Origin of the sequence: Halorubrum aethiopicum (assembly GCF_001542905.1) — an archaeon.
Lineage (GTDB): Archaea > Halobacteriota > Halobacteria > Halobacteriales > Haloferacaceae > Halorubrum > Halorubrum aethiopicum.
Genome location: NZ_LOAJ01000001.1, coordinates 1,650,655 through 1,675,312, shown reverse-complemented (window position 1 = coordinate 1,675,312; position 24,658 = coordinate 1,650,655). Strand labels below are relative to the sequence as shown.

Below are 24,658 nucleotides of genomic sequence, written 5' to 3'. Positions count from 1 at the left end.
ACCCCGATCGCTGCCGGGCACGGGGTCCTTTTACCTCGCGCGTCCGAACGGTCGGGCGGACATGACAAGCGCGCTGTTCGTCGTGAGCGAGGAGGGGTACTGGGCCGAGGAGTGTATCGAGCCGCTTTCGACCCTCGAGAGCGAGGGCGTCGACGTGACGGTCGCGACGCCCTCGGGCTCGCCGCCGGTCGTCGACGAGCGCTCGCTGGAGCCGGACGCGGCGGGCGGCGAGGAGGTCGCCGCGGAGTACCGCGAGGTCGACGAGAGCCATCCGAGGCTCAACGACCCCGAACCGCTCGCGAGCGTCGAGGCCACCGACCACGACGCGGTGGTGTTCCCCGGCGGCCACGGGACGGTGTGGGACGTGAACCAGGACCGACACGCGCGCCAGCTGCTGCTCGAGGCGGTCGGCGGCGGCGAGGGCGTCGCGCTCGTCGTCTGTCACGCGGTCGGCATCCTCGCGTTCACGCGCGAGGCCGACGGGACGGCCCTCGTCGAGGGACGCTCCGTGACGGGGTTCCCGAACGAGTGGGAGGAGGGGATCGTCGACGACGCGGACGTGCTGCCCGACGGCCGGAAGCTCCCGTACTGGGTCGAAGACGAGGTCCGGCTGGCCGGCGCGGAGTGGGACGCCGAACTCGACGCCGACGAGAGCGTGACCGAGGACGGCGACCTGATCACCGCCCGCGGGCCGGGGTCGTCGTCGGCCGCCGCGAGGGCCCTGCTCGACCGACTCTGATCCGCCGCTAGCCCGCCGGACAGCCGACGACCTACCGGATCACGAACGCGGGCTCGTCGATCCGCTCGCTCCGACACTCGGGACACCGCGAGGGCTCGTTGAGCGGGTCGTCGAAGCCGTCGAACCCGCAGTCGCGACACGTCGGCGGGGCCACGAGGAACTCCTCGTCGGCGTCGCCCTCCCCGACCGACCGGGAGACGTGTTCGAGGTGCTCGTAGACCGTCGGCGTCGGCAGCGACAGCGCCGCGCCGAGGTCGCTCGCGGTCCGCGGTTCCTCGCGGAGCGCGTCCGCGATCCGCTGGCGGGTCGTCTCCATGAGTCCCGCTCGTCGGGGTGAGATAAAACGGCGACGGAGTTTCGAGACGGTGACACAGTCACAAGAAGTATGTCGCTCGCCCGCAGGGGTACGTGTATGAAGGCAGTGGTACTTGCCGGTGGATACGCGACGAGGCTCTGGCCGATAACCAAGGACCGTCCCAAGATGTTCCTCCCCGTGGGGGAACGGACCGTCATCGACGAGATCTTCGCCGATCTCGAGGCCGACGACCGGGTCGACGAGGTGTTCGTCTCGACCAACGAGCGCTTCGCCGACACCTTCTCCGAGTACCTCGGCGAGAGCGAGTTCGAGAAGCCCACGCTCTCGATCGAGGAGACCGTCGAGGAGGACGAGAAGTTCGGCGTCGTCGGCGCGTTAGCCCAGCTCGTCGACCGCGAGGGCGTCGACGACGACCTGCTCGTCGTCGCCGGCGACAACCTGATCAGTTTCGATCTGGCCGAGTTCACCGACTTCTTCGAGGAGAAGGGGACGCCGACGCTGGCCGCCTACGACGTGGGATCGCTCGAGCGCGCCAAGTCGTACGGCCTCGTCGACCTCGAGGGCGACCGGGTCGTCGACTTCCAGGAGAAGCCCAAGGACCCGAAGAGCACGCTCGTCTCCATCGCGTGTTACGCGTTCCCCGCGGAGACGCTGCCCGACCTCTCGACGTACCTCGAGAACGACAACAACCCCGACGAGCCCGGCTGGTTCCTCCAGTGGCTCCAGTCGCGGCAGCCCGTCCACGCGTTCACCTTCGACGGCGCGTGGTACGACATCGGCACCGCCGAGAGCTACCTCGACACCGTCGAGTACGCGCTCGACGGCGGGAGCATCGTCGCCGACGGCGCAACCGTCGAGGACTCCGAGATCGGCGACGTCGTCCACGTGATGGACGGCGCGGAGGTCACGGACAGCACGCTCGAGCGCGCGGTCGTCTTCCCCGAGGCGACGATCGCCGACAGCGACGTGGAGAACACCGTCATCGACGAGCACGCCGTCCTCGAGGAGGTCGACCTCACCGGCTCGCTGATCGGCGCGTACACCTCGATCACGAGCGGCGACGGCTTCTAGCGGGCGTTCGTTCCGGCCGGTTCACGCCGGTTCATTCCGCACTTTCCTCGCGAACCGCGTCGGCGACGCGGCTCACCGTCCCGTACTCCTCGTCGGAGTAGGCGACGAAGCGCACGTCCCGCAGGCTCTCCGGCTCGTACGCGCGGATCGTCTCCGCGATGATCCGCGCGCCCTCCGCGAGGTCGAACCCGGCCACGCCGCAGCCGAGGGCGGGGATCACGAGCGACGCACAGCCCCGCTCGTCGGCCGCCGCGAGCGCGTTACGGGTCGCCTCGCGGATGCTCTCCGCCGTCGCGCGGCCGTCCCCGTAGTGGGGCATCGCCGCCGCGTGGACGACGACGTCGGCGTCGAGGTCGAACGCGTCGGTGACGGCGACCTCGCCCAGATCGACCGGCCCTCGCTCCATCACCGCCTCGTTTATCGGGCCGTTCGCCCCGCGTCTGAGCGCGCCCGCGACGCCGGAACCCATCCGCAGACTCGTCCCGGCGGCGTTCACGAGCGCGTCCGCCGACGCCTCCGCGATGTCGCCCTGAACCACGGTGAACTCCATGTCCGCCGGATCGACCGCTGCGGTCAAGAGCGTTCCGCGGGGAGGACCGCGTCGGGGTCGGCGTCAGGATCGGGGTCGGCGTCAGGATCGGCACCGGAATCGTCGGCGTCGGGATCGGGATCGGTCTCGTCGGAGCCGCCTTCCCCCGCGTCGCCCGCGCCCGCCTCCGCATGCGTGTGGTGAAAACAGTCGAGCGCGGGGTCGCCGTCCGCCGTCGCCGGATGGAAACACACCCGCCGGTAGCGCTCGTTGTCCAGCAGGTTGACCGCGAAGCCGCCCGCGTGCCGCGACACCGACTCGTAGGGATCGCCGCAGGCGGGACAGGCCGCCGGTTGGTCCTCGGGGACGTACACGCGTGTCACCGGGTTCCGGATACGGCCCGCGGCGACTAAACGGGTTCGGCGGTTCGGTCGCCGGCTCGGTCGGCGACGAGGTCGGCCGCGGGCGTCCACTCGATCACGTTTCCGGTCCGGGATTCCCGACGGGATCGTCGGCGTCGTCCGTACCGGGGTCGACCGCGTCGTCCGCGTCGGCGTCGTCCGTACCGGGGTCGGCATCATCGGGGGCGTCGTCGTCGCCATCGGCATCGAGCTCGGCCGCGTCGGGGCGATCGGTCGCGGGACCGTCGCCGGGCGGTCCGTGGTCGGCCGGCTCCGGATCGGGCGATTCGCCGTCGGGCGGCTCCGGGTCCGCCGGTTCGAACCCGGCGCTCCCGAACTCGTCGCGCGGGTCGTGGCCCATCTCGCGGAGCCGCTCCCTGACGGCGTCGCGGTCGATCGTCCCCGACACGGTCCGCGGGAGCTCGTCGGTGTACGCGACGGTCTTCGGGATCTTGAAGCCGGCGAGCCGCTCCCTGGCGAACTCGAGGAGCGAGTCGTCGAGGTGGTCCGCGGTCGACGGATCCTCGTCGTCGGCGGTCGGGGAGTCGGCGGCCGCGGAGTCGGCGTCACCGTCGGTCGCCGCTCCGGCCTCGGGGTCGCCGTCGTCCTCGGGGTCGTCTTCCGCGTCCGTCTCTCCGTTTCCTCCGGCGTCCTCGTCGATTCCGAGCGGTCCGTCTCCCTCCGTCGCGTCGGCGGCGCGGTCGTCGCCCGGAATCGCGTCCTCGCGGCCCGCGTTCGCCCGGCTCGCGGCGGATCGATCCCCGACCGCGACGAGCGCCCCGACGCGTTCGCCCCACTCGTCGTCCTCGAGGCCGACGACGGCGACGTCGTCGACCGCGGGGTGTCCCCGGAGCACGTCGGACACCTCGCCCGGCTCGACGTTCTCGCCGCCGGAGATGATCCGGTCGTCGAGCCGGTTGAACACGTAGAGGTAGCCGTCCTCGTCGAGGGACCCCACGTCGCCGGTGTGGAGGCCGTGCGGCCCGAACTCCTCGCCCGTCGCGCCGGGACCCAGATATCCCGGCGTTATCGTCGGACCGTCGACGACGATCTCCCCGGTCTCGCCGGCGTCGACCGGGTCGCCCTCCTCGTCGACGACGACCACGTCGGTGCCGAATATCGGACGACCGACCGTCTCCGGACGGTCGCGGGTCGCACTCGGCGTGGCGGTCGCGACCTGCGAGGCGGCCTCGGTCATGCCGTAGGTCGGGTACACCGGGATCGAGTAGTCGCGACAGCGCTCGATCAGCTCCTCGGGAGCCGGCGCGCCGCCGAGGAGGACGACCCGCAGCGAGTCCGAGAGCGTCCCGCGGCGGTCGAGCATCCGCTCGAGCATCGTCGGCACGAGCGAGACGCCGGTCACGTCGTACCGGTCGATGTCGTCGGCGGTCCCGCCGGGGTCGAACCCCTCCCGGAGCACGAGCGTCGACCCGTAGAGCACCGCACGGTACACCGGCGCGAGCCCGCCCATGTGGTGGAGCGCGAGCGAGACGAGCCAGCGGTCCTCGGGGTCGACGCCGAGCCGGAACGCGGAGGCGACCGCCGAGGAGTAGAGGTTGCCCGCGGTGAGCGGGACCGGCTTCGGCGCGCCGGTCGTCCCCGAGGTGAAGAGGATACAGAGCGTGTCGTCGAACGTCCACTCCGCGGGGTCGACCGGGTCCGGATCGACGTCGTGGACGGCGGTGACGGTCGCGTCCGTCGGCTCGTCGACGGAGAGGACCGGGACGTCCTCGACCGCGTCGAGCGCGTTCGACTCGGTCGACTCCGCACAGACCACCGCGTCGAGGCCGGCGCGCTCGACGCGTTCGCCGAGTTCGCGCGGGGTGAGCTCCGTTCCGAGCGGGACGAGGGTCGCGCCGAGGCGCATCGTCGCGTGGACGAGCCCGACCGTTCCGACGTACGGCGGCGTGAGCACGCCGAGCCGATCCCCCTCGCTGATCCCGTGTACGGCGAGCCGGCCCGCCGTCTCCGAGACGAGCCGGTCGAGGTCGGCGTACGTCCACGCCTCCCCGTCCTCCGCCCGGATCAGTCCGGCCTCGTCCGGCGAGGAGACGACCCGGTGTGAGAGCCAGTCGCGCATGATCAGGTGGGTCGGATCCGGGGGCGTAACTCGCTCATCGTCGTAATTCACTCATCGTCGTAACTCACTCATCGTCCGACTGTCGGACGGTCAACACCGGGACGTCGGCCGTCCGAACCACCCGCTCAGTCACGCTCCCCAGCAGGTACCGGTCGAGTCCCTTCCGCCCGTGGGTTCCCATGACGATCATGTCGATCCCGTGTTCGTCGACGTACTCCCGGATCGACCGGTAGGCGGTCCCCGACGCCACCGTCGTGGTCGCCTCGACGCCCGCGTCCGCCGCGGCGTCGGCGACGCGCGCGGTCGCCTCCTCCCCCTCCGACTGAAGCGCGTCGATGACGACCTCCGAGCCGGCCTCCAGCGTCGAGTACGCGGAGCCGTCGACGACGTAGAGCGCGTGGAGTCGGGCCCCGTACCGGTCCGCGAGGTCGATCGCGTGTTCGATCGCGGCGTCGGAGGCGGGGCTCCCGTCGGTCGGCACCAGAATGTCGTCGTACATGTCGTCGGGCGATACGCCGGGTGTCGATTAAAAACCCGATCCTCCGGCGGCGGTCGGACCGCGATCGACCGCGAGCTAGCGGAACCCCATCGCCTCGATCTGCTCTTGATACCGGTTGCGGATGGTGACCTCGGTGACCTGGGCCACGTCGGCGACCTCGCGTTGGGTCTTCTTCTCGTTACAGAGCAGCGACGCGGCGTAGATGGCGGCGGCGGCGAACCCGGTCGGCGACTTCCCCGACAACAGCCCCTGTTCCGCGGAGACGTCGATGATCTCGGTCGCCTTCGACTGGACCTCCTCGCTGAGTTCGAGCGAGGAGGCGAACCGCGGGACGAACTGCTTCGGATCGACCGGTTTGAGCTCCAGTCCGAGCTCCTGGGAGATGTAGCGGTACGTCCGACCGATCTCCTTTTGCGGGACGCGGGACACCTCCGCGACCTCGTCGAGCGATCGGGGGATCCCTTCCTGCCGGCAGGCGGCGTAGAGCGCGGCGGTGGAGACGCCCTCGATCGAGCGGCCGCGGATGAGGTCCTCGGAGAGCGCGCGGCGGTAGATCACCGAGGCCACTTCGCGAACCGAGCGGGGAACGCCGAGCGCGCTCGCCATGCGATCGATCTCCGAGAGCGCGAACTGGAGGTTCCGCTCGCCCGCGTCCTTCGTCCGGATGCGCTCCTGCCACTTCCGCAGCCGATGCATCTGCGAGCGCTTCTCCGAGGAGAGCGAGCGCCCGTACGCGTCCTTGTCCTTCCAGTCGATCGTCGTCGTCAGCCCCTTGTCGTGCATCGTCTCCGTGATCGGCGCGCCGACGCGGGACTTCGACTGCCGCTCGGAGTGGTTGAACGCCCGCCACTCCGGGCCGCGGTCGATCGTCTGTTCGTCCAAGACCAGCCCGCAGTCCTCACAGACGAGCTCCTGGTCCGCGTCGGTGACTATCTCGGCCGAGTCACACTCGGGGCACGTGATCGCCTCCTCGTCCGATTCTCGCTCGGTGTCCCGCTCCCGTTGACGCTGCCGGCTCGGACGTTCCATTATAAGGTTTCTGGTTACTGCCGTATTTAAGACTTGTTCACAAATATTGGAGAGGAAATACGATCCGGCGACTTCGTGGTCGACGCCCAGTTCGACGTACACCGCCGCTACGGCCGGAACGTGCCCGATCGGGGTGAGCGTCGACGGTGGACCGGTTCGGGAACCGTCGGTCCCATCGCCGCGGTCCGAACACGAAACGTGACCGCCGCTCCGCGACGCCCGTAGTATTACCACTGGACATTCAACAAAGCTTTTGTATAACTAGAAACTATGACGGGTATGAGCACCACGGAGCCCCGCGGGATCGACGCCGCGATAGACGGCTGTCGGCCGGCCGAGATAGACCCGATCGTCGTCGACGCGGCCGACCTCGAGAGCACCGCTCCCGAGTACCTCCGAGAGTTCAAATCAGGCCTCTCCGCGCGCGGGTACCACCCGGCGACGCTCGCGGTCGACGCCTGCTTCGCCGAGGACTGCCCGATCGCCGCCGGCGAGGAGGCCGACCGGCTGCGCGGGTTCGTCCGCGCGGCCGCGTTCCTCGGGGCCGGTCGGATCGAGGTCCGTCTCGACGAGGTCGCCGACGCCGACGCCGTCGAGCCGACGCTGTCGGCGCTCGCCGAGCGCGCCCGCCGCGAGGGGGTCGAGTTCGTCCGCGTCGGCGACGCCGCGACGGACGACGGCGACCCGACGGCCGCCTGACCGCATGGCGACGAAGCGATCGCTCGCGACGAAACTCGGCGTCATCGCCGGGTTCGAGAACCCCCGCGCGGCCCTCGAGCAGTACCCCACTCCGCCGGACCTCGCCGCCCACGTCGTCCACCTCGCGGACCTGCAGGGAGACGTCGACGGCCGGACGGTCCTCGATCTGGGTGCCGGAACGGGGATGTTCGCGCTGGCGGCCGCGCTCCGAGGGCCCGCGCGCGTCGTCGGCATCGAACTCGATCGCACCGCCCTGACCACCGCGCAGGGCAACGAGCGCCGCGTGGCCGCGAGCGCCCCGGTCCACTGGGTACAGGGGGACGCGACGCGGCCGCCGGTGACGTTCCGGGAGCCGGTCACCGTCGTGATGAACCCGCCGTTCGGGGCGCAGGACGGCAACCGCAACGCGGACCGGTCGTTCCTCGCGACCGCGAGCGACCTCGCGAGCGTCTCCTACTCCGTCCACAACGCCGGCAGTCGCGACTTCCTGGAGGCGTTCGCCGACGACAACGGCGGCGAGGTGACCCACGCGTTCGCCGCCGACTTCGCGGTCGACGCCCAGTTCGACCACCACGCCGAGGACTCCCGCGACCTCGACGTCGAGGTGTACCGGATCGAGTGGGAGTGAACGGCCCGCTCGTCGACCCCTCCCCCCGCCGTCAGCTCCGCCCGCCGTCAGCTCCGCTCGCGCCCCTCGTACCGCTCCCGCTCCGCGACCCGGACCCGCGAGTCGCCGCGCACGGCGTAGATCGCCTCCGCCTCGTGGCGGAACTCGACCTCCTGAAGCGTCACCGACTCGTTTCGCGGGGGAACCGACGCCGTCGCGTTTTCGCCCGCGTGAGCGACGCGGAGCTCGAAGCCGCCCTCGACGGCCGCGACCGTGACGTTCCGGCCGTCGAGGACGGGCTCCGCGCGGGCGGGGTCGCTCACGAAGAGCGTCGACCGGGTCTCGTCGTGGACGCCGTCGACGCGGTAGGTGGCGTTCCCGCCGATCGCGACCCAGCCGGTGCGCTGTACCCAGACCGTCTCGCGCCACCCCGTCCCGCCCACGTCGACCGCGCGGTACCCCCAGAAGTCGAGGTTCCCCTTCGAGACCGCTCTGGTCCAGATCTCCCGGTCCGGGTTCGCGACGATCACCCCCGAGGTGCGAACCGACGTGGAGCGGCCGAACGCCTCGACGTCGACCGCGCTCACCGTCCGGTCCTCGACGTCCTCGGCGTAGGTCACCTGGTACCCCTCGACCTCGATCGGGTCGCCCGGGAGACCCGCCTCGTCGACCGCGACGAGGTTGGGGACGACCGCGGGGCCGGCGACGGCCGCGAACGCGGCGAGTAGCAGGAACAGGCCGACCGCCGCGGGCGTCGCGGAGGCGACGCTCTCGCGTATCGTCCGCGGGTTCGGCACCGCGAGTGCGGGTCGGAGCGGCCGTTCCCGGCCCGCGGCGGCGACGGCGACGATCGCGGCGAGCGCGAGGACGCCGGCGAGCCCCAGCGCGCGGTACAGCTCGTACCGCTGGTTGCCCAGATACCAGTAGACCGCCCACAGCCGGCGCGACGCGCCGAACAGCAGCACGGCGGCGAAGACGACGAGCGCCGAAGAGCGCATGGAACCGGCGCGCACCGTCGAGACGGACCGCCGTCGAAGGAGCCAGACGCCGACGAGCGCCCCGGCGATCAGCCCGAGCGCGTGTCCCTGGATCGCGATGTTCGCCCACCCCGGCGGGCCGAACGAGGGGGTCGCCTCCGCGATCTCCACCGGCGTCCGTATCGTCTCGTAGACGACGCCGACGAGGGTCGCGGCCGTCAGCGACGCGATCGTGCCGACCGGGTAGTGGACGAGCGCGAACCCCCACAGCGCGAAGACGACGCCCGAGAAGCCGATCACCGGCCCGAGCGCGAAGAGGGAGGAGACGACGCCGAACGTCAGTATCGCGCCGGGGACGACACAGAGGGCCCGGACGTACGGATTCTCCCGGAGCGATCCGAACGTCTCGCGTCCGCGCTCGCGCGGGAAGTGGCCGTACGCGTACTCCGCGAGCGTCCCCGCGACGAGCGTCGACAGCAGGTTGCCGGTGACGTGCCCGCGGCTCGCGTGTGAGAAGCCCGCCCAGAGCATCCCCTCGGGATAGAAGTACGACCACGCGCGAAACGGGATCACGACGGGACGGTACGGGTTCTCGAGCCCGCTCTGGACGAAGAGGTAGACGCCGATCACGAAGCCGACGGCGACGAGCGTCCCCCAGGGAACGCCGAGCAGCAGCCGCGACCGGAGCCGGCGCCCCCACGATCCGGCGGGCCGGTCCGAGGCGTACACCGCCGCGAGCGCGACGGCCGCCGCCGCGCCCGCGACCAGCAGGTGAGCGGCGTCGACCGGCAGCGCCTCGAGGGCCATACACCCACTACAGCGACCGATCGCATATCAATTCGCGGGTCGTCCCGGCGAGCGCGACGGGCGGGCGGGGGCGAGGGACGCGGCGAACGCGATCGGCGCGGGGGGTCCGGGGCCGCGACGAGCGCTCCGAGAGTCCGATCAGATCTTGTTCTCGGCGTCGTCGGCGAGCTCCTTCATCCGCTTGCCGACCCGGCCGGCGGGCGAGAACTCGTCCTCGCTCATCGCGTTCGCCAGGGCGTTCCCGAGCACGAACACGGCGTGTTTGTGCTCGCTCTTCGATTTGTGAACGTGTGAGGGGTCGACGTCGAGCTCGTCGTACGGGTCGAAGAGCCCCTCGTCGACGGTCTCCTGTGCCCGGAAGTGTTCCATGATCGTCACCATCTGTTCGTGAAGCTCGAGCAGTTCGTCCTTGTGCATGGGGGCAAATACGGTCCGGAGCCGGTTTAAGCGTTGTTGAGGGTGAGACGCACGGATCGGGAGAGAACGGACGCGTCACGCCCCGGCAGCCGGTCAGAAGACGTACTCGTCCTCGTGGCCCATCATCCCCTCGTCCTCAAACCCGCCGGAGTCGTCGTCCTCCATGGGTCCGCTCGTCTTGTACGCCTTGATCCCGGTCGAGAGGAGCTCCTCGACGGCCTCCTCGCGGTTGAGGAACTCGCCCTGTTCTACCATCTGCGTGATCTGCATCTCCAAGTGTTCCGGGACGGTTATCTTCACCCGTGGCATTCTCTTGGCCGCGTCTAACAGGATGGTGTATATAAATGTAGCGTCGGATCTCGGGTGATCCGAAACTCGAGATATTTGCTTTCGAAACAATACTTTCGGATCACACACCGTCGGTAGGGCGTTTCCGAAACCCCCTCGCGGAGCCCGAACGGTACCCATACGTTTCGCGAGCCCGTATCCGGGGTATGAGCGAGACACGGGCGGACGAGGGTGACGGTCCCGCGACCGACGACATCGAGGACCTCACCGGCATCTACCGCGAGTACGGCGACGACCGGCTCCCGCCGGGACAGCGCGAGACCGACCGCTTCCCGGTGCTCTCGAAGAGCGGCACACCCTCGTGGGGCCCCGACGACGCCCTCGAAGTCTGGGGGGCCGTCGACGACCCGCTCTCGCTGTCGCTCGAGGCGGTCAAGGACCTTCCCGCGGTCACCCAGCGGCAGGACTTCCACTGCGTCACCGGCTGGAGCAAGCTCGACTGCGCGTTCACCGGCGTCGAGTTCGCCGAGATCGCGGACCGTGCGGGCGTCCACGACGACGCCGAACACGTGATGTTCCACGCGCTCGACGGCTACACCACCGACCTCCCGCTCGCGGAGTGTACCCGCGACGGAGTCCTCCTCGCGTACGGCTACGACGGCGAGGACCTCCCGGCGGACCACGGCGGCCCGCTCCGCGTCGTCACGCCGCACAAGTACGCGTACAAGGGAGCGAAGTGGGTCTCCGGCGTCGAGTTCCTGACCGAGCGCGAGCTGGGGTACTGGGAGAAGCGCGGCTACAGCGACACCGCGAACCCGTGGAACGAGGAGCGGTACAGTTAGTCCGCGGACGACCGGCCGCTACCCCATCGGAACGCGGGGGGAGTTGACACCCTTAAGAGCCTCCGGTCCCGAACTCGTTTCAATGGAACCGGCGCGTTCGACGTCGTCGCCGCCGCTCGTCAGCCGCACGACCGCGGTCTCGTCGCCCGCGTTCGCGGCGGCGTTCGACGCGCTCCCGACGCCGCGGACGGTCTGGAGCGCCCCCGACGACGCGCTCGTCCTGGCGGGCGGCGCGGCCGCGACGCTGACCGCCAGCGGGCCGGACCGGTTCGCCGCGATCCGCGAGGCGACCGACGACCTGTTCGACGCCGGCGACGTCCACGCCGGGACGGAGGCGGCTCGACCGCGCGTGTTCGGCGGGTTCGCCTTCCACGAGGGGGCCTGCGCCGGCGACCCGTGGAAGCCGTTTCCGGAGGCGAGGTTCGTCCTGCCCCGGATCCAGGTTACGTTCGCCGACAACGGGACCTGGCTCACGGTGACGGACGCCGGATCGGACGCGTCGCCGACGGCGGTCGAGCGCCGGCTGGACCGGGAGGTCGACCGGCTGTCGGGTCGGCCGGACGACGGCCCGCGACCCCCTCGACCGGGGATCCGCGGGAAGCGGCGGACCACGAGCCGGGAGGCCTGGCGCGAGAGCGTCACCGCCGCGCTCGACCGTATCGGGGAGGGCGAACTGCGGAAGGTGGTGCTCGCGCAGGCGCTCGAGGCGGACCTCGCGACCGAGTTCCCCTGCGCGGCGACGCTCGAGCGGCTCGCCGGGAAGTATCCCGACTGCCACCGCTACTGTTTCGAGCCCGACGACGGCGGGAGCGTCTTCTTCGGCGCGACGCCCGAGCGGCTCGTCTCGCTTCGCGGCCGGACCGTCGAGACTGACGCGCTCGCCGGGACGACCGGCAGGGGCGAGACGCCCGCGGAGGACGAGTGGCTCGCCGAGGAGCTGCTCGCGGACGCGAAGAACGTCCACGAACACGAGCTCGTCGCGGAGACGGTGCGCGACCAGTTGGAGCCGTACGCGGCGTCCATCTCGGCCGGCGAGCGTCGCGTCCGCCGGCTCGCGACGGTCCAGCACCTCCACACGCCGATCACCGCGGAGCTGGACGCGGACCGACACGTGCTCGAGCTCGTGGAGGCGCTCCACCCGACGCCGGCGGTCGGCGGGCTCCCGCCGGACCGCGCGCTCGAGACGATCCACGAGACCGAGCCGTTCGACCGCGGGTGGTACGCCGCTCCAGTCGGCTGGATCGACGCCGCCGGCAACGGCGCGTTCGCGGTCGCGATCCGCTCCGCCGTCGCGACGCCCGACCGGGCCACCCTCTTCGCCGGCGTCGGGCTCGTCGACGACTCCGACCCCGACCGCGAGTGGGACGAGATCCAGCTCAAGTACCGGCCGATCCTCGACGAGCTGGAGGGGGACGACGGGGTCGGATCCGGGGGCTCTACCGACGTCACCGGCGGGTCCGGTCACGCTACCGACGACGGCGACCTCGACCGCGACGACTGACGGCCGTCACTGGAACATCTTCAGCGGCTCCGCCTGCGTGCTCTCCTCGGACGCCTGCCGCATCTGCTCCGCGAGCTGTCGTTTCGCGTCGCGGATCTCCGTCGCCTGGTCGACGAGGCCGTCGGTCGGCGTCTCCGTGCCCGCGATCGGGTCGATCCCGTCGCGGATGAGGATCCGCGCGGCCTCGGGGTCGGGGAACTGCGGGTCGGACTCGACGATCAGCCCGACCGCGTCGCGGTCGCGCTCCAGCGCCGCCGAGAGCATCGCGCCGGTCGGCCCGGAGACGAGCCCGGCCTCCGGCGGGTCCGACACCTCGGCGCGCGCCAGGGCGTCCCCGCCGTCGCCGGTCGCGATCCCGTACAGCGACGGCGGCTCCTCCCCCTTCTCGCGGCCGAGTCCGGAGAGGAAGACGGGGAAGGTGCCGGTCTCGTCGAACCAGCCGTCGAGGCAGTTCGCGACCTCGGCGGCGGCGCTCGGGTGGACCGGCACGTCGCTGCGCAGCGCGACGAGGTCGCGCTCGGGGTCCGCGTACAGCCGCACCGGCGTCGTCGCCGCCGAGTCCGACTCCAGGTAGACGGCGACCGGCGGGAGGCCGTCGCAGTGGACGTTCGCGTAGTGGACCATCCCGTGTTCGTCGATCATGTGGTCGGTCGCGATCTTGCCGACGAGCCCGACCCCCGGGAACCCTTCGACCAGGGTCGGTTCCGAGAGCGACACCTCCTCGTCGAGAACGGATATTCGAGCCATGCGCGGCGGTACGACGCCGGGCGACCTAAAGGTGGGCGTGGCGCTCGGTTTCGCCGTCGCCGTGTGCTCCGAGAGCGACCCGACGAACCGGGAACACGGCCAACTCACGTGTACACGCGGAGGCGCGCCGGTGAGCGCCCGGAGGGCGCGAACCCGACCGCGAGGGACGCGGCGAGCGGTGAAACCGCGAGCCGCGAGGCTGGGGAGGCGTGAGGTGCGGGGCTGGGTGGTGCCGGGTGGGGCTTTGGCGGTGTTCACCGCGCCAGCAACGACGTATGACCGAGCGGGCGGGGCTTTGGCGGTGTGTTTCGCGGTCGTGTCCCCCACGTCGGAGCGCAGATCTAGCCGAGCCGTCGGGTGTTCTACGGTGCTCGCTCCCTCCGTATCTCCAGTTTCCCGCTCCCGCCCGCACCGAGGTCGACCCGAAACCGACTAACCGTCCGGCGCGGAAGGGCGGGCATGAACCCGCTCGACCGGTACGAGCCGCTCGTCGACGACGTCGACGCGTTCCGGGCGGCCTGCGACCGACTCCTCCCGTCGGTCGTCCGCACGAACCGGATCAAGGCCTCCCCGGAGCGCGTCCGCGAGGCGTTCGAGGCGGAGGGCGTCGCCCACGAGCCGGTCGGCTGGCACGACGGGATCTTCCGGCTGCCGGACGGGAACCCCGGCGGGAACTGGCCGCACGCGCACGGCTGGACCCACGGGCAGGAGGAGGTCTCCGCGCTCCCCGCGCTGGCGCTCGACCCGCGGCCGGGCGACCGCGTCTGGGACGCGTGTGCGGCCCCGGGCAGCAAGACGACGCAGATAGCCGACCTGATGGACGACTCGGGGACCGTCGTCGCCAACGACAACAACCTCGGGCGGCTCTCGGCGCTCAGACACAACGCCGAGCGCCTCGGGGTGACGAACGCGATAGTGACCAACCAGGACGCCCGCAACTTCTCGCTGAAACCGCTCGCGTTCGACGCGTTCGACCGCGCGCTGGTCGACGCGCCCTGCTCGTGTGAGGGGACCTGCCGGAAGAACCCGGACGTGCTCGAGGAGTGGACCATGGACCACGTCCACGGCGTCGCCGGGATCCAGAAGGGGATCTTGACGCGGGCGATCCAGGCGACCCGCCCCGGCGGGACCGTCGTCTACTCGACGTGTACCTTCGCGCCCGAGGAGAACGAGGCGGTACTCGATCACGCCCTCGCGGCCGAGGACTGCGAGGTCGTCGGGTTCGACCTCCCCCTCGAGACGGCACCCGGCGTGACCGAGTGGGACGGCGAGACGTACGACGAGAGCGTGACCCGCGCGCATCGGGTGTACCCCCACCACAACGACACGGGCGGCTTCTTCTGTGCGAAGCTGCGCGTCGGCGGTTCGGAGGTGGCCCGATGAGCGATCACGATCCCGACGACGGCTCCCGCGACGACGGCTCCCCCAACGACACCGCCCCCACCAACGACGGCCAGCGCTTCGACCGGCTCCCGGAGACGGCCGCGGACCGCGAGGTGGTCGGTCGGGCCAGCCGCGAGGAGGTCCTCGACTGGTGGGAGACCCGCTTCGGGATCGGCCGGGACGTGCTCGGCGGGTACGGCTTCTGGGAGAAGGGGGCCGGGAAGGTGTGGGTCTTCAACGGCGAGGCCGCCGACCCGAGCCGGGTCGAGGCGATCGGCATGACGTTCCTGCGGACGCGCCAGGAGCACTGGAAGCCGACGACCCGCGCGGTCCAGCGGTTCGGTTCCCACGCGACCCGGAACGTGGTCGAACTCGGTCCCGAGCGCGCGAGCCGGTTCGTCGCCGGCGAGGACCAGGACCTGCCGGAGTGGGACGGCGACTGGGGGTACCTGGTCGTCTCCCACCGGATCGCGGGCGAGAGCGCCCCGATCGGCGTCGGCCTCTACCTCCACGGCGAGTTGCGCTCCGTGGTCCCCAAGGGGAGCCGAGCGGACCTGCCGGTCCTCGAGGAGTGAGTGCGGTTCGAAAAGGGACGGTTCGAGTCGGCCTCCCCGCCCGCCTCAGATCGACGTGTCCGCCGGGGGCTCGCGGGCCACGCTGGAGACGGCGTACGCGCCCCACAGGAGCAGTCCCAGGAGCATGATCGACGACCGGACCGTGAGCGGAACCAGCGTCTCGTGGACGATCTGGCCCTCCCCCGACACCGGGTGCGGCGCGCCCGCGACTATCTCGAGCAGCCCGATCCCGAGAGTGCCGATCAGGAGCAGGCCGCCGCCGCCGTACAACGCGATCCGTTCCGCCGTGGTGAGTTGAGTCATGGTGTGTCCTCTTTAACCGATGAAGTGCCGCAGCCGCGGGTGCTCTTTCACGAAGTCGGTCCGCGCGAGGTAGGCGTCGACGCCCAGCACGCGCCCGGCCCCGAGCGTGGCGATCATCGCGAAGATCAACAGTCCGAGCAGGTCGCCGGTGATCACGCCGTGTGACCAGCCGCCCGTCTCGCCGTTGACGAAGTAGAAGAACACCATCAGGAACGCGCCGAAGAAGGCGGCGAGGCGGGTCAACGCGCCGACGATCAGCCCGAGCCCGATCAGCACCTGGCCGACCGGGACCATCACGTTCGTGAACGAGAGCAGTATCCCGTCCGAGAAGAGGACGAGCACCGGTCCGAGCGTCGTCTGGGCGGCCGCGCCGCCGACGAACCAGCTCGCGTCGAACGGCCACGCGAGGAACTTGTCCAGTCCCGCGTGGAGGAACCACCAGCCGACGATCAGCCGCATCACGACCAACCAGTAGGCCAGCCGCGATTCGTCGAGCGGGAACGATACGTCCTGTCCCAGCAGCCGCGTTCGTATGTTCGTCGCCATATGTAGTACAGATTACACTACGTCGACCAAGCATATATAAATATTTGAGAATTGTCAACCTTCGAAAAAGTCAGTCGTGGGCGGCCACGAGCGTCTCCTCCGTCCCGATCGACCGCGGTCGGCCGCACCTGGTCCTGGTGGACCGCGACCGTCCGCACTCGCCGCCGTCGCTCACTCGTCTTCGGGAGAAGCGGCCTTCTCTCGAACGGTTCCGCCGCCCAGCCCCTCCCACTCGACGCGGTAGCCGAGCGTCGAGAGGGTCGCGCTCGCGTCGTCGATCCCGTAGGCGTCGAGCCGCTCTTCGACCGCCGACAGCGACTCCCCGTCCTCCATCTCTCCGCGCAGCCGCTCGAGAACCGCCGGGCGGATCAGCGTCCGCCCCACGAGCTCGTGGTCGGGGAACGGGCCGTCCTCGACCGCCGACTCGCTCACGCCGTGGCGGGCCGCCAGGTCGGCGAGCCCGACGACGTCGTCGTCGGGCGCGAACGACTCCGGGAGGCCCGCGGCCGCCTCGGCGACGAGGTCGGCCTCGTACTCGCGGAGCACGTCGACGACGGCCTTCACCGGGACGGTTCCCGCGTAGGTGAGCACGCGGTGGTCGCGCGCGGCGATCGCCTCGCCGACGCCGAGGCTCTCGTCGGCCGCGACGAGCAGATCCACGTCCTCCACGTCGGCGAGCTGGTCGAGCTTCTTTTCCACGTACTCCGGCGTCCAGAAGCCCATAACTTCAAAAAACAGCCGAAAGTCGGCGTGGTCGTACTCGAAGGCGAAGTCGGGGATCATCACCCGCGTCCCGGTGGCGAGCGGCTCCGGCTCGCGGACCAGCGTCCAGTCGAGGTCGAGCCCGCGGAACCGCCCGGCGAAGTCGGCCTCGACGCCGCTGTCGAAGTCGGGCTCGGCGACCGGATCGACGCCGGGCACCGTCACGTCGGCCTCGGAGAGCGTCATCGTCCGCTCCGTTCCCCGGTCGTCGATCGTCGCCTCCAGCCGCCACTCGGCGGTGCCCGCGACGGTCCGGAGGAGCCGGGCGAACGCGGTCCCGTAGCGTCTGGTCCGCCGGAAGAGCGCGTCCGGGCCGGTGACGACGAGCTCCCGCCCGTCGTCGGTTCGGCGGAGCTCGTACATCAGCCGGAGTCGCTTGACCGCGCTCACGAGCGCCTTGGGGTCGACGGAGCGCACGCGGACCTCGGTGGCGTCGAACAGCGCCGTCTGGGCGAGAGAGAGGTTGTACTGCTCGACGAGCGCGTCCGGATCCCAGCGCACGTCGGCGTCGACGAGGACCTCGTTGCGCTCGCGGTCCGCGTACAGGTCGTTCTCGACGACCGCGGGATCGACGCCGAGGCTGTCCGCCGCCCGGTCGACCGCCCGCGACCGGTCGTCCGCGCCGGCGACGCCGACCGCCTCGGCGGCCTCGAAGGCGGCGCGCCGGACCCGCGGCGGCGGGACGGTCGAGCGCGTCTCGAAGGCGCACTCGCGCTCGACGAGCGCGGCGAGCCCGCGGACGAGCTTGAAGTCCTCCGACTCGGCCTCCAGCGCGTCGACCGCCGCCGTCACGGCCGACCGGGGCTCGCCGACGTTGGCCTCGAAGGCCCCGAGCACCCTCGCGGCGAGCGGGCGGTGCTCCCGGCCGGCGAACCGGGGACGGTACCCGCCGCCCGCGCGGGAGACGCGCAGGAGGTCCTTTCGTAACACGCTCCCCGGTAGGCGGCGGGGGCGTTAATACCCGACGGGAGCGTCCCCTCCCCGAACCGGCGTTCCCGCGAGCGGTTACGGACCGATCCGAACGTGTTCGGGCGCGTTTCCGAACCGCGAGATTCCGATCTCCGCTTAACCGGACGTGGTTCCGAGCGTCACCCGTGATGAACGACGACGCAGCAGGTCGACGCACGGCGTCCAGACGGAGTTTCCTCTCGGCGGCCGCGGCCCTCGGAACCGTCGGGATCGCGGGCTGTGGGGCACCCCGGGCGGACGCCAGCGCGGCGAGCACGGCGAACACCGGCGGCGCGGGCGGATCGGAGCCGGCCGAGCAGGCCGAAGCGACCGAGCAGGTCGAGGAGTGGTCCGGGAGCGACTCGACCGCGGTGGAGACGGACCACCCCTACACGGCGCCGCGGACGACGATCGACCTCGACGAGACGGACGGGGCGGTCACGATGTCCACGCGGGCGTGTCGACACCGGCTGCTCGGCGACGGGACGCGGGGCGGCCCCTGGGAGCTGCCGGAGGTGTGGGCGTGGGAGACGCCGGGGACGGACCCCAGCGTTCCCGGCCCCCTGCTCCGGGTCACGGAGGGGACGGACCTGGAGATCACCTACGACAACACCGAGCACAACCGACCGCACACGTTCCACGTCCACGGGCTCTCGAAGAGCTGGATGGACGACGGCGTGCCGACCACGACCGGCCGGCAGGTCGCGCCCGGCGAGGAGTACACCTACGAGATCACCGCCAACCAGCCCGGCACCCACCTCTACCACTGCCACTACCAGACGCAGAACCACCTCGACATGGGGATGTTCGGGATCCTGCGGGTCGATCCGGAGGGATACGAGGCCCCCGACAAGGAGGCGTTCATGACGATCAAGGACTGGGACACCCGCCTGTCCGCGTCGATGGCGGGCGGCGACGTCTCCTTCAGCCACCGGGACCGCAACCCCGACGCGTTCACCGTGAACGGTCGCTGCGCGCCGTACACCTTCCACCCGGAGCGGGGGTCGCCGCTGATCGTCGAGGAGGGCGACCGGGTCCGGATCCACTACGTCAACGCCGGCTACGAGTCGCACGCGATGCACACGCACAACCACGGGTTCACCGTCGTCGAGAAGGACGGCGGGGTCATCCCCGAGTCCGCCCGTCACCGCGAGGACGTGATTCCGATCGCGCCCGCCGAGCGGAAGACGATCGAGTTCACCGCCGACGCCGACCCGGGCGTCTACGCGCTCCACTGTCACAAGGTCAACCACGCGATGAACGGCGACACCTACCCCGGCGGGATGATCGGCGGGATGGTCTACGAGAGCGTCACGGACACGGAGCAGTTCGCCTCCGTGATGGAGATGGCCGGCTACGAGGCCTGACCGGTCCTCGACCAGTCAGCGTCTCGCCCGGCCGGCCGGCGTTTCCTCCCGTCAGTCGCCGTCTTCGCCCACCAACTGCCGTTTCAACTCGCCGCTCACCGTCGGGAGGTCCTCGACGAACTCGCGGACGATCGTCCGCTCGACGCGTTGGAGCGTCTCGCTACACGTCGACTTCGCGATCCCGGCCGCCTCGGCGACCTCGGTGAGCGTGCTCTCGCGGGGCACGTCGTAGTAGCCGGCCTCCACCGCGGTCAAGAGGAGGTCGAGCTGGTTCTCGGTGAGGAGCTGGCTCGGGTTCACGCGCTGTTGGACGAACTCCACCTCGTAGGAGAGCCCCATCCCGGCGAGCTGGTCGCCGAACGTCGAGAGCCGGTCGTGCGCGCCGGTCGCGTCGAGCGTGGCGACCCCGTTCGTGATCTCGACCGGCATCTCGATGGGGACGCCAGCACCCTGTGCGGCGAGCAGCAGGAGCGGCGCGGACGCCTCGATCTGGACGGTGGCCTCCTCGGGCGAGCGCGTCATCACCGACGTCTCGGCGAGGCCGGAGTGGGCCTCCATCGCCGCGAGCACGTCGTCGACGGCGTCGGTGGTGATCCGGACGAGCGCGAACCCCGCGTCGTCGCCGGGAGTCGCGGTCAACACGCGGAAGACGGCCTCGGGGAACTCGCGGGAGACGTCGGCGATCCACGGGCCGTCCGGCAGGTCGACGAGGAGGCGTATCTGTGCCATGGTGAATCCGATCCGCCCGGCGTCGCGGACGGTCGATCACCAGCCCGTGGGAGCCGTCGGCGTATAAACGTGTCCGACCGGCCTCAACAACAGAACATGAACGGGTACACCAACGCGACGCGGTCCCCCTCCTCGAGTTCGGTGTCGAACCCCCGCTCGTTCTCGTTGAACCGGCCGTTCACGAGGATCCGGGCGTACGCGATGGTCTGTTCGCCGACCGGGTTCTTCGTCCACGTGCCGGGGAGCTCCTCCGGCGTCGGGGCCCAGCCGCTGTGGGTGGCGTCCGCCTCCGTCTCCGCGATCAGCAGCTCTTGAAGCTCGGGGTAGTCCTCGAAGAGGTCGTCGAGGAACTCCCGCAGCGTGTTCCCGGTGAAGGTGTACTCGAACTCGTAGGTCCCGTCGAGTTCCGTGCGGACGTGACCCGTACACCGCACCGTCACGGTCGTCTCCGGCGGCTCCTCGGCGGCCTCGGTCTCGTCCTCGATTGCCGCCTCGTCTCCGGTCGCGGCGTCCTCCTCGCTCGTCCGGTCGTCCGGACGTTCCTCGGCGGTCGTGCTCATGTCCAACGGTAAGGTCGCTTTCCCCCTAAACGGCGACCCGAACAGGTTCGCCCGGAGACGTCGGTCGATCGGCGGAGCGCGATCTCGGGTCGGTCGGTACAGGCGAAGCAACGAGCGATCGCGGTGGCGCGCCTCCGAGTGCCCCGAAGGGGCACGAGGAGCCCGCGAGGGACGCGGTGAGCACTCGGAGAGTGCGAGCCGCGAGGTTGGGGAGGCGTGAGGTGCGGTTGTGGTGCGGGGTGGGACTCAAAGGGGCAGTCGCCGGCGGCAACGCCGCCGGCTTCCAGAGGCGCGTAGCGCCTCGCTGCCGCGAGGACGAAGCCCGGCGCAGTAAGCACCGCAGCGAGCAACGCGAGCGAGGAGCACAGCAAGCCGCGCGAGTCCTCGCGACTGGGGCTTTGAAGCAGTTCACCGCGTCAACGACGATCCCACTCTCATCAGCCCGATCACACACGAAACACCCGTTCTATAGGCGAGTGTGTTTTCGCGGCGGCTCCGACCGGTTTCGATCGATTCGAACTCGGTCCCTCAGAGATCGATCCGTTCGGAAGTACCTCGACGGACTTCACCGCCGGCGCGCCGCGACGCGCTCCTCGGCCGTCTCGGCCGAGACGATCTCGTAGAGCACCGCTCGGCCGCCGTCCGCCTTCGGCCGGAGGACCCGCCCGAGCCGCTGGGTGAACTCCCGCTCGCTGCCCGATCCCGAGAGGACGACAGCGACGTTGGCGTCGGGGACGTCTACCCCCTCGTCGAGGACGTTGGCGGCGACCACCCGGCCGTACGTCCCGTCGCGGAACCGCTCGAGGACCTCCCGGCGCTCCGCCGCGCCCGTCTCCGCCGTGATCGCGGGGATCAGGAACCGCTCGGAGATCCGGTAGACCAGCTCCGTGTGGGCGGTGAAGACGATGATCCGGTCGTCCCGGTGGCGCTCGAGGAGGTCCGCGAGCCGCTCGAGCTTCCGGTCGGCGTTCATCATGACCTCGCGCGCGGCCGACTTCGCGAGCAGCGCCTCCCGCGCCCGCGGGTCGTTGCCCGAGCGCATCACCAGTTTCCGATAGTCCTCGCCGCTCTCGAAGGTGATCCCGGCCTCGCGGACGTACTCCAGGAACGTCCCCTGCTTCTCGTCGTACCGCTCGCGCTCCTCGGGCGTCAGCTCCACCTCGATCCGGCGGATGTCGTAGGGCGCGAGGTGGTCGCCGGCGAGGTCGTCGACGTCGAGCGCGTAGACGCGCTCGCCGACCAGCTCCGCGACCGTCTCGTGGGCCCCGTCGGGGCGCTCGAACGTCGCCGTGAGCCCGAGGCGCGCGGGCGCGGCGAGCAGCCGGGCGACGTCCCGGTACCCCTCGCCGCCGAGGTGGTGGACCTCGTCGAAGACGACGAGCCCGAAGGCGTCGCCGACGTCCTCGGCTTTGAGGTACGCGGAGTCGTACGTCGACACCGTGATCGCCTCCTGCCGCTGCTCGCCGCCGCCGAACCGGCCGATCGGGACGTCGAACTCGGTCTCCAGTTCGCGTTGCCACTGCTCGAGGAGGTCGACCGTCGGGACGACGACGAGCGTCGGGACCCCCAGATCGACCATCGCGCGGATCGCGATCACGGTCTTGCCGGCCCCCGTCGGTAGCTCCAACACGCCCCGGTCGTCGGCGTCGTGCCACGCCGCGAGCGCGTCCGCCTGGTACTCGCGGAGGTCGTAGTCGGTCGAGAGCGCGAGTCCGGCGTCGCCTTCGCCCCGCTCCCACGCGGGCACCCGGTCGTCGACGGGGACGCCGGCGACCTCGAGCGCCCGGCGGATCGCCGCGTAGCGGTGGGCGGGGGCCCGACCGGTTCCGGATCGGGGATCGGTCTCGACGCCGGGCAGCGGGGGAAGATCGCCGTCCCATCCGGCGTCGCTCTCGTCCGGATCGCCCACCACCCGGATCGTCCCGCTCTCGTACGACAGCCGGACCGTCATCGGTCGACGTTACCGACCGACTGATAAAGGACCACCGCCTCGGTCCCCGCATGCGCGCGGCCGAACTCGACCCCGAACTCGCGGCGGTCGTCGACGAACTCGAAGCGCTCGGGCTCCCGGAGTGGCACGACCTCTCCGTGGAGGCCGCCAGACGCCTAGAGGACGAGGTGTTCTCGGGCGAGCCGGAGCCGACCGTCGAGAGCGTTCGTGACCTCGCGTTCGACGGCCCGCACGGCGAGGTCCCCGTGCGGGTGTACCGGCCGGCGGCCGCGACCGGATCCGGCGAGCCGGCCGACGTCGACGAGTCGGCCGACGCCGACGCGCCGCCCGCCCGGACCCTCGTCTACTTCCACGGCGGCGGCTGGACGCTCGGGACGCTCGACTCCATCGACGGCCCGTGTCGCGAGCTGGCGACGCGGACCGACTCCGTCGTCGTCTCCGTCGACTACCGGCTCGCGCCCGAACACCCGTTCCCGGTCCCCGTCGACGAGGCGGCCGCGGCGGTGGAGTGGGCCGCCGAGGTCGCTGCCTCGTTCGGCGGCGACCCCGACCGGCTCGGCGTCGCCGGCACCAGCGCTGGCGGCGCGCTCGCGGCCGTCGCGGCGCTTCACGCCCGCGAGTTCGACGGGCCCGATATCGTGGGCCAGTTCCTGTTGTACCCGATCGCGGGCCACGACTTCGGGACGGACTCCTACCGCGAGAACGCCGACGGGCCGCTCCTCACCCGCGCCGACATGGAGTGGTTCTACGAGCAGTACCTCCGGAGCCCGGTGGACGCGCACAATCCCTTCGCGGTCCCGCTGCGGGCCGACGACCTCGGCGGGCTCCCGCCGGCGACCGTCGTCACCGCCGGCTTCGACCCGCTTCGCGACGACGGCCTCGCGCTCGCGGAGCGGTTCGCCGAGGAGGGCACGCCCGTCGAGAGCCGCCACTACCCGGCGATGGCGCACGGCTTCTGTAGCCTCACGGATCGCGTCGCGGTCGCGGAGGAGGCGCTCTCTGCGGTCGCCGACGACGTTCGAGAGCGGCTGTAATTCGAGAGCGGCCGTAGGTCGAGAGCGACCTTCCGATTTTCCCGACGTCGGCTCGGCCGACTCGCCGGTTTCGCGGCGTCGTCGGATCGCCGTTCTTCGTCGGACCCCCGTGGTTGTCGGATTGTTATACAAACCATTATATATCGTACTTGGCAACCGGACGGACGGCCGCACGGGTGATCAAATATCCTTCGTATCGAGTTCCAGACCGCCCTCTCGGGGGTCGTAAGCGAGATAGCCGACCGGGTTCCGGACGTGCGATCGATCGAGTTCGAGAACGCCTTCTACGCGGACGAAGGCGACTGGATCGAGTCGCTGCTCGTCACGTCGCGGTCGCCGTTCGACCCCGAGTCGGTGCTGTCGTCGCTCTCGCGGGTCGAGCTGTTCCACCACGAACGGGTGGTGGACGGATCGGCTCCCACCTATCGGCTGACCATCGTCGCTCACGAGCCGTACCCGTTTCTCCTCGGCGTCATCCTGCGTGAGAACGCGATTCCCAATCGGTTAGAACTCCGGAACGGCCACCTTCAGGGAGTCGTTACCGTCGGAGAGTGGGAGACGTTCCGGACGCTCGCGGACAGGATCCAAGAGCAGTTCGGGCGGTTCGAACTGCTGAGCGTGAACCAGGTCGAGACGACCGGCGAGCCGCTCGGGAGCGGCCAGCTCGGACGGGTGTTGCGAAACGAGCTCTCCGCCGAACAGCTGACCGTTCTGCGAACCGCCCACCGGATGGGCTACTTCGACGTCCCGCGGCGAGCCTCCGCCGACGACATCGCGACCGAGCTCGACATCGCCCAGTCGACGCTCAGCGAACGCCTGCGGGTCGCCGAAAAGCGGCTGTTCGACCTCGTCTTCTCGGCTCCCGACGGGTCCGCGGCGAACGACGGTGACGAGAAGTGACCGTCGGGACCCCGTCGCGCTCCGCGCGCGACACCACACGTGAACCACGTA

26 protein-coding genes and 1 pseudogene are annotated in these 24,658 nt (G+C 70.6%); 11 read left to right on the top strand and 16 right to left on the bottom strand.

Features of this window, described 5'->3' with window-relative positions; translation table 11 throughout:
- Positions 1-61 precede the first annotated feature (61 nt).
- Positions 62-739, top strand: a complete 678-nt coding sequence (locus AXA68_RS08020) for a type 1 glutamine amidotransferase domain-containing protein (protein WP_066415090.1) — start codon at positions 62-64, stop codon at positions 737-739.
- Positions 740-770: 31 nt separating this feature from the next.
- Here the strand turns inward: AXA68_RS08020 and AXA68_RS08015 are convergent, their stop codons facing one another.
- A complete protein-coding gene (locus tag AXA68_RS08015) occupies positions 771-1,055 on the bottom strand; it encodes a transcriptional regulator (protein WP_066415086.1) in 285 nt (94 codons plus the stop codon).
- Positions 1,056-1,151: 96 nt separating this feature from the next.
- On the opposite strand from AXA68_RS08015, the gene AXA68_RS08010 reads away from it, so the two are divergent.
- The gene (locus AXA68_RS08010; RefSeq protein WP_066415083.1) at positions 1,152-2,126 is read left to right on the top strand and encodes a sugar phosphate nucleotidyltransferase; all 975 of its coding nucleotides are present in this window, start codon (positions 1,152-1,154) and stop codon (positions 2,124-2,126) included.
- Between the two features lie 31 nt (positions 2,127-2,157).
- Here the strand turns inward: AXA68_RS08010 and AXA68_RS08005 are convergent, their stop codons facing one another.
- The 5 genes and pseudogenes from AXA68_RS08005 to AXA68_RS07985 form a co-directional block, all read right to left on the bottom strand.
- Positions 2,158-2,676, bottom strand: coding sequence for a macro domain-containing protein (locus tag AXA68_RS08005; RefSeq protein WP_066415077.1), 519 nt, complete (start codon positions 2,674-2,676; stop codon positions 2,158-2,160).
- 149 nt (positions 2,677-2,825) lie between these two features.
- A pseudogene (locus tag AXA68_RS08000) lies at positions 2,826-3,029 on the bottom strand (hypothetical protein); the annotation flags it as partial.
- Positions 3,030-3,132: 103 nt separating this feature from the next.
- Positions 3,133-5,136: an o-succinylbenzoate--CoA ligase gene (gene menE / locus AXA68_RS07995; RefSeq protein WP_066415075.1), complete on the bottom strand. Its 2,004-nt coding sequence runs from the start codon at positions 5,134-5,136 to the stop codon at positions 3,133-3,135.
- A gap of 64 nt (positions 5,137-5,200) precedes the next feature.
- Complete coding sequence (locus tag AXA68_RS07990; RefSeq protein WP_066415074.1) at positions 5,201-5,635, bottom strand: universal stress protein; 435 nt, start codon at positions 5,633-5,635, stop codon at positions 5,201-5,203.
- A 75-nt stretch (positions 5,636-5,710) separates the two neighbouring features.
- Positions 5,711-6,664: a transcription initiation factor IIB gene (locus AXA68_RS07985; RefSeq protein WP_066415063.1), complete on the bottom strand. Its 954-nt coding sequence runs from the start codon at positions 6,662-6,664 to the stop codon at positions 5,711-5,713.
- 279 nt (positions 6,665-6,943) lie between these two features.
- Between AXA68_RS07985 and AXA68_RS07980 the strand changes: the two genes are divergently transcribed.
- Both AXA68_RS07980 and AXA68_RS07975 read left to right on the top strand, forming a co-directional pair.
- Positions 6,944-7,363, top strand: a complete 420-nt coding sequence (locus tag AXA68_RS07980) for a hypothetical protein (RefSeq protein WP_066415060.1) — start codon at positions 6,944-6,946, stop codon at positions 7,361-7,363.
- A 4-nt stretch (positions 7,364-7,367) separates the two neighbouring features.
- On the top strand, positions 7,368-7,991 hold the full coding sequence (locus AXA68_RS07975) for an METTL5 family protein (protein ID WP_066415059.1): 624 nt from the start codon (positions 7,368-7,370) through the stop codon (positions 7,989-7,991).
- Positions 7,992-8,038: 47 nt separating this feature from the next.
- Here the strand turns inward: AXA68_RS07975 and AXA68_RS07970 are convergent, their stop codons facing one another.
- From AXA68_RS07970 to AXA68_RS07960, 3 genes are all read right to left on the bottom strand, one after another.
- The gene (locus tag AXA68_RS07970) at positions 8,039-9,754 is read right to left on the bottom strand and encodes a rhomboid family intramembrane serine protease (protein WP_066415057.1); all 1,716 of its coding nucleotides are present in this window, start codon (positions 9,752-9,754) and stop codon (positions 8,039-8,041) included.
- A gap of 138 nt (positions 9,755-9,892) precedes the next feature.
- Positions 9,893-10,171, bottom strand: coding sequence for a UPF0058 family protein (locus AXA68_RS07965; protein ID WP_066415056.1), 279 nt, complete (start codon positions 10,169-10,171; stop codon positions 9,893-9,895).
- A gap of 93 nt (positions 10,172-10,264) precedes the next feature.
- Positions 10,265-10,480: a ribbon-helix-helix domain-containing protein gene (locus AXA68_RS07960; protein ID WP_066415053.1), complete on the bottom strand. Its 216-nt coding sequence runs from the start codon at positions 10,478-10,480 to the stop codon at positions 10,265-10,267.
- 185 nt (positions 10,481-10,665) lie between these two features.
- Between AXA68_RS07960 and AXA68_RS07955 the strand changes: the two genes are divergently transcribed.
- A complete protein-coding gene (locus AXA68_RS07955; protein ID WP_066415051.1) occupies positions 10,666-11,301 on the top strand; it encodes a molybdopterin-dependent oxidoreductase in 636 nt (211 codons plus the stop codon).
- Positions 11,302-11,383: 82 nt separating this feature from the next.
- Positions 11,384-12,802 (top strand): isochorismate synthase, encoded by a 1,419-nt coding sequence (locus AXA68_RS07950; RefSeq protein ID WP_066415049.1) that lies wholly within the window; start codon positions 11,384-11,386, stop codon positions 12,800-12,802.
- Between the two features lie 6 nt (positions 12,803-12,808).
- Here AXA68_RS07950 and AXA68_RS07945 read toward each other — a convergent pair whose 3' ends face one another.
- Positions 12,809-13,549, bottom strand: coding sequence for a proteasome assembly chaperone family protein (locus AXA68_RS07945; protein ID WP_066415046.1), 741 nt, complete (start codon positions 13,547-13,549; stop codon positions 12,809-12,811).
- A 459-nt stretch (positions 13,550-14,008) separates the two neighbouring features.
- On the opposite strand from AXA68_RS07945, the gene AXA68_RS07940 reads away from it, so the two are divergent.
- A complete protein-coding gene (locus AXA68_RS07940; protein WP_066415043.1) occupies positions 14,009-14,932 on the top strand; it encodes an RsmB/NOP family class I SAM-dependent RNA methyltransferase in 924 nt (307 codons plus the stop codon).
- Positions 14,929-15,507, top strand: a complete 579-nt coding sequence (locus AXA68_RS07935) for a DUF7122 family protein (RefSeq protein ID WP_066415040.1) — start codon at positions 14,929-14,931, stop codon at positions 15,505-15,507. Before AXA68_RS07940 ends, AXA68_RS07935 begins: the two co-directional genes overlap by 4 nt.
- A 45-nt stretch (positions 15,508-15,552) precedes the next feature.
- Here the strand turns inward: AXA68_RS07935 and AXA68_RS07930 are convergent, their stop codons facing one another.
- The 3 genes from AXA68_RS07930 to AXA68_RS07920 form a co-directional block, all read right to left on the bottom strand.
- Positions 15,553-15,810 carry a hypothetical protein gene (locus AXA68_RS07930; protein ID WP_066415037.1) on the bottom strand — a complete coding sequence of 86 codons (258 nt, stop codon included), beginning with the start codon at positions 15,808-15,810 and terminating at the stop codon, positions 15,553-15,555.
- A 12-nt stretch (positions 15,811-15,822) separates the two neighbouring features.
- Complete coding sequence (locus AXA68_RS07925) at positions 15,823-16,356, bottom strand: DoxX family protein (protein WP_066415035.1); 534 nt, start codon at positions 16,354-16,356, stop codon at positions 15,823-15,825.
- Between the two features lie 171 nt (positions 16,357-16,527).
- Positions 16,528-18,048, bottom strand: coding sequence for a DUF790 family protein (locus AXA68_RS07920; protein ID WP_066415032.1), 1,521 nt, complete (start codon positions 18,046-18,048; stop codon positions 16,528-16,530).
- Between the two features lie 167 nt (positions 18,049-18,215).
- Here AXA68_RS07920 and AXA68_RS07915 point away from each other — a divergent pair, with 167 nt between their 5' ends.
- Positions 18,216-19,433, top strand: coding sequence for a multicopper oxidase domain-containing protein (locus tag AXA68_RS07915; RefSeq protein WP_066415031.1), 1,218 nt, complete (start codon positions 18,216-18,218; stop codon positions 19,431-19,433).
- Positions 19,434-19,484: 51 nt separating this feature from the next.
- Here AXA68_RS07915 and AXA68_RS07910 read toward each other — a convergent pair whose 3' ends face one another.
- From AXA68_RS07910 to AXA68_RS07900, 3 genes are all read right to left on the bottom strand, one after another.
- Positions 19,485-20,162, bottom strand: a complete 678-nt coding sequence (locus AXA68_RS07910) for a helix-turn-helix domain-containing protein (protein WP_066415027.1) — start codon at positions 20,160-20,162, stop codon at positions 19,485-19,487.
- Between the two features lie 83 nt (positions 20,163-20,245).
- On the bottom strand, positions 20,246-20,722 hold the full coding sequence (locus AXA68_RS07905) for a MoaD/ThiS family protein (RefSeq protein WP_066415025.1): 477 nt from the start codon (positions 20,720-20,722) through the stop codon (positions 20,246-20,248).
- Between the two features lie 565 nt (positions 20,723-21,287).
- Entirely contained in the window at positions 21,288-22,673 is a 1,386-nt protein-coding gene (locus AXA68_RS07900; RefSeq protein ID WP_066415023.1) for a DEAD/DEAH box helicase family protein, read from the bottom strand.
- A 50-nt stretch (positions 22,674-22,723) separates the two neighbouring features.
- Here AXA68_RS07900 and AXA68_RS07895 point away from each other — a divergent pair, with 50 nt between their 5' ends.
- Both AXA68_RS07895 and AXA68_RS07890 read left to right on the top strand, forming a co-directional pair.
- On the top strand, positions 22,724-23,707 hold the full coding sequence (locus AXA68_RS07895) for an alpha/beta hydrolase (protein ID WP_066415021.1): 984 nt from the start codon (positions 22,724-22,726) through the stop codon (positions 23,705-23,707).
- Positions 23,708-23,962: 255 nt separating this feature from the next.
- Positions 23,963-24,607, top strand: coding sequence for a helix-turn-helix domain-containing protein (locus tag AXA68_RS07890; RefSeq protein ID WP_232745069.1), 645 nt, complete (start codon positions 23,963-23,965; stop codon positions 24,605-24,607).
- Positions 24,608-24,658 lie beyond the last annotated feature (51 nt).

Coding starts and splice junctions, on each gene's coding strand:
- AXA68_RS08020 (WP_066415090.1), top strand. CDS start 62: ATGACAAGCGCGCTGTTCGTCGTGAGCGAGGAGGGGTACTGGGCCGAG.
- AXA68_RS08015 (WP_066415086.1), bottom strand. CDS start 1,055: ATGGAGACGACCCGCCAGCGGATCGCGGACGCGCTCCGCGAGGAACCG.
- AXA68_RS08010 (WP_066415083.1), top strand. CDS start 1,152: ATGAAGGCAGTGGTACTTGCCGGTGGATACGCGACGAGGCTCTGGCCG.
- AXA68_RS08005 (WP_066415077.1), bottom strand. CDS start 2,676: ATGGAGTTCACCGTGGTTCAGGGCGACATCGCGGAGGCGTCGGCGGAC.
- menE (WP_066415075.1), bottom strand. CDS start 5,136: ATGCGCGACTGGCTCTCACACCGGGTCGTCTCCTCGCCGGACGAGGCC.
- AXA68_RS07990 (WP_066415074.1), bottom strand. CDS start 5,635: ATGTACGACGACATTCTGGTGCCGACCGACGGGAGCCCCGCCTCCGAC.
- AXA68_RS07985 (WP_066415063.1), bottom strand. CDS start 6,664: ATGGAACGTCCGAGCCGGCAGCGTCAACGGGAGCGGGACACCGAGCGA.
- AXA68_RS07980 (WP_066415060.1), top strand. CDS start 6,944: ATGAGCACCACGGAGCCCCGCGGGATCGACGCCGCGATAGACGGCTGT.
- AXA68_RS07975 (WP_066415059.1), top strand. CDS start 7,368: ATGGCGACGAAGCGATCGCTCGCGACGAAACTCGGCGTCATCGCCGGG.
- AXA68_RS07970 (WP_066415057.1), bottom strand. CDS start 9,754: ATGGCCCTCGAGGCGCTGCCGGTCGACGCCGCTCACCTGCTGGTCGCG.
- AXA68_RS07965 (WP_066415056.1), bottom strand. CDS start 10,171: ATGCACAAGGACGAACTGCTCGAGCTTCACGAACAGATGGTGACGATC.
- AXA68_RS07960 (WP_066415053.1), bottom strand. CDS start 10,480: ATGCCACGGGTGAAGATAACCGTCCCGGAACACTTGGAGATGCAGATC.
- AXA68_RS07955 (WP_066415051.1), top strand. CDS start 10,666: ATGAGCGAGACACGGGCGGACGAGGGTGACGGTCCCGCGACCGACGAC.
- AXA68_RS07950 (WP_066415049.1), top strand. CDS start 11,384: ATGGAACCGGCGCGTTCGACGTCGTCGCCGCCGCTCGTCAGCCGCACG.
- AXA68_RS07945 (WP_066415046.1), bottom strand. CDS start 13,549: ATGGCTCGAATATCCGTTCTCGACGAGGAGGTGTCGCTCTCGGAACCG.
- AXA68_RS07940 (WP_066415043.1), top strand. CDS start 14,009: ATGAACCCGCTCGACCGGTACGAGCCGCTCGTCGACGACGTCGACGCG.
- AXA68_RS07935 (WP_066415040.1), top strand. CDS start 14,929: ATGAGCGATCACGATCCCGACGACGGCTCCCGCGACGACGGCTCCCCC.
- AXA68_RS07930 (WP_066415037.1), bottom strand. CDS start 15,810: ATGACTCAACTCACCACGGCGGAACGGATCGCGTTGTACGGCGGCGGC.
- AXA68_RS07925 (WP_066415035.1), bottom strand. CDS start 16,356: ATGGCGACGAACATACGAACGCGGCTGCTGGGACAGGACGTATCGTTC.
- AXA68_RS07915 (WP_066415031.1), top strand. CDS start 18,216: ATGAACGACGACGCAGCAGGTCGACGCACGGCGTCCAGACGGAGTTTC.
- AXA68_RS07910 (WP_066415027.1), bottom strand. CDS start 20,162: ATGGCACAGATACGCCTCCTCGTCGACCTGCCGGACGGCCCGTGGATC.
- AXA68_RS07905 (WP_066415025.1), bottom strand. CDS start 20,722: ATGAGCACGACCGCCGAGGAACGTCCGGACGACCGGACGAGCGAGGAG.
- AXA68_RS07900 (WP_066415023.1), bottom strand. CDS start 22,673: ATGACGGTCCGGCTGTCGTACGAGAGCGGGACGATCCGGGTGGTGGGC.
- AXA68_RS07895 (WP_066415021.1), top strand. CDS start 22,724: ATGCGCGCGGCCGAACTCGACCCCGAACTCGCGGCGGTCGTCGACGAA.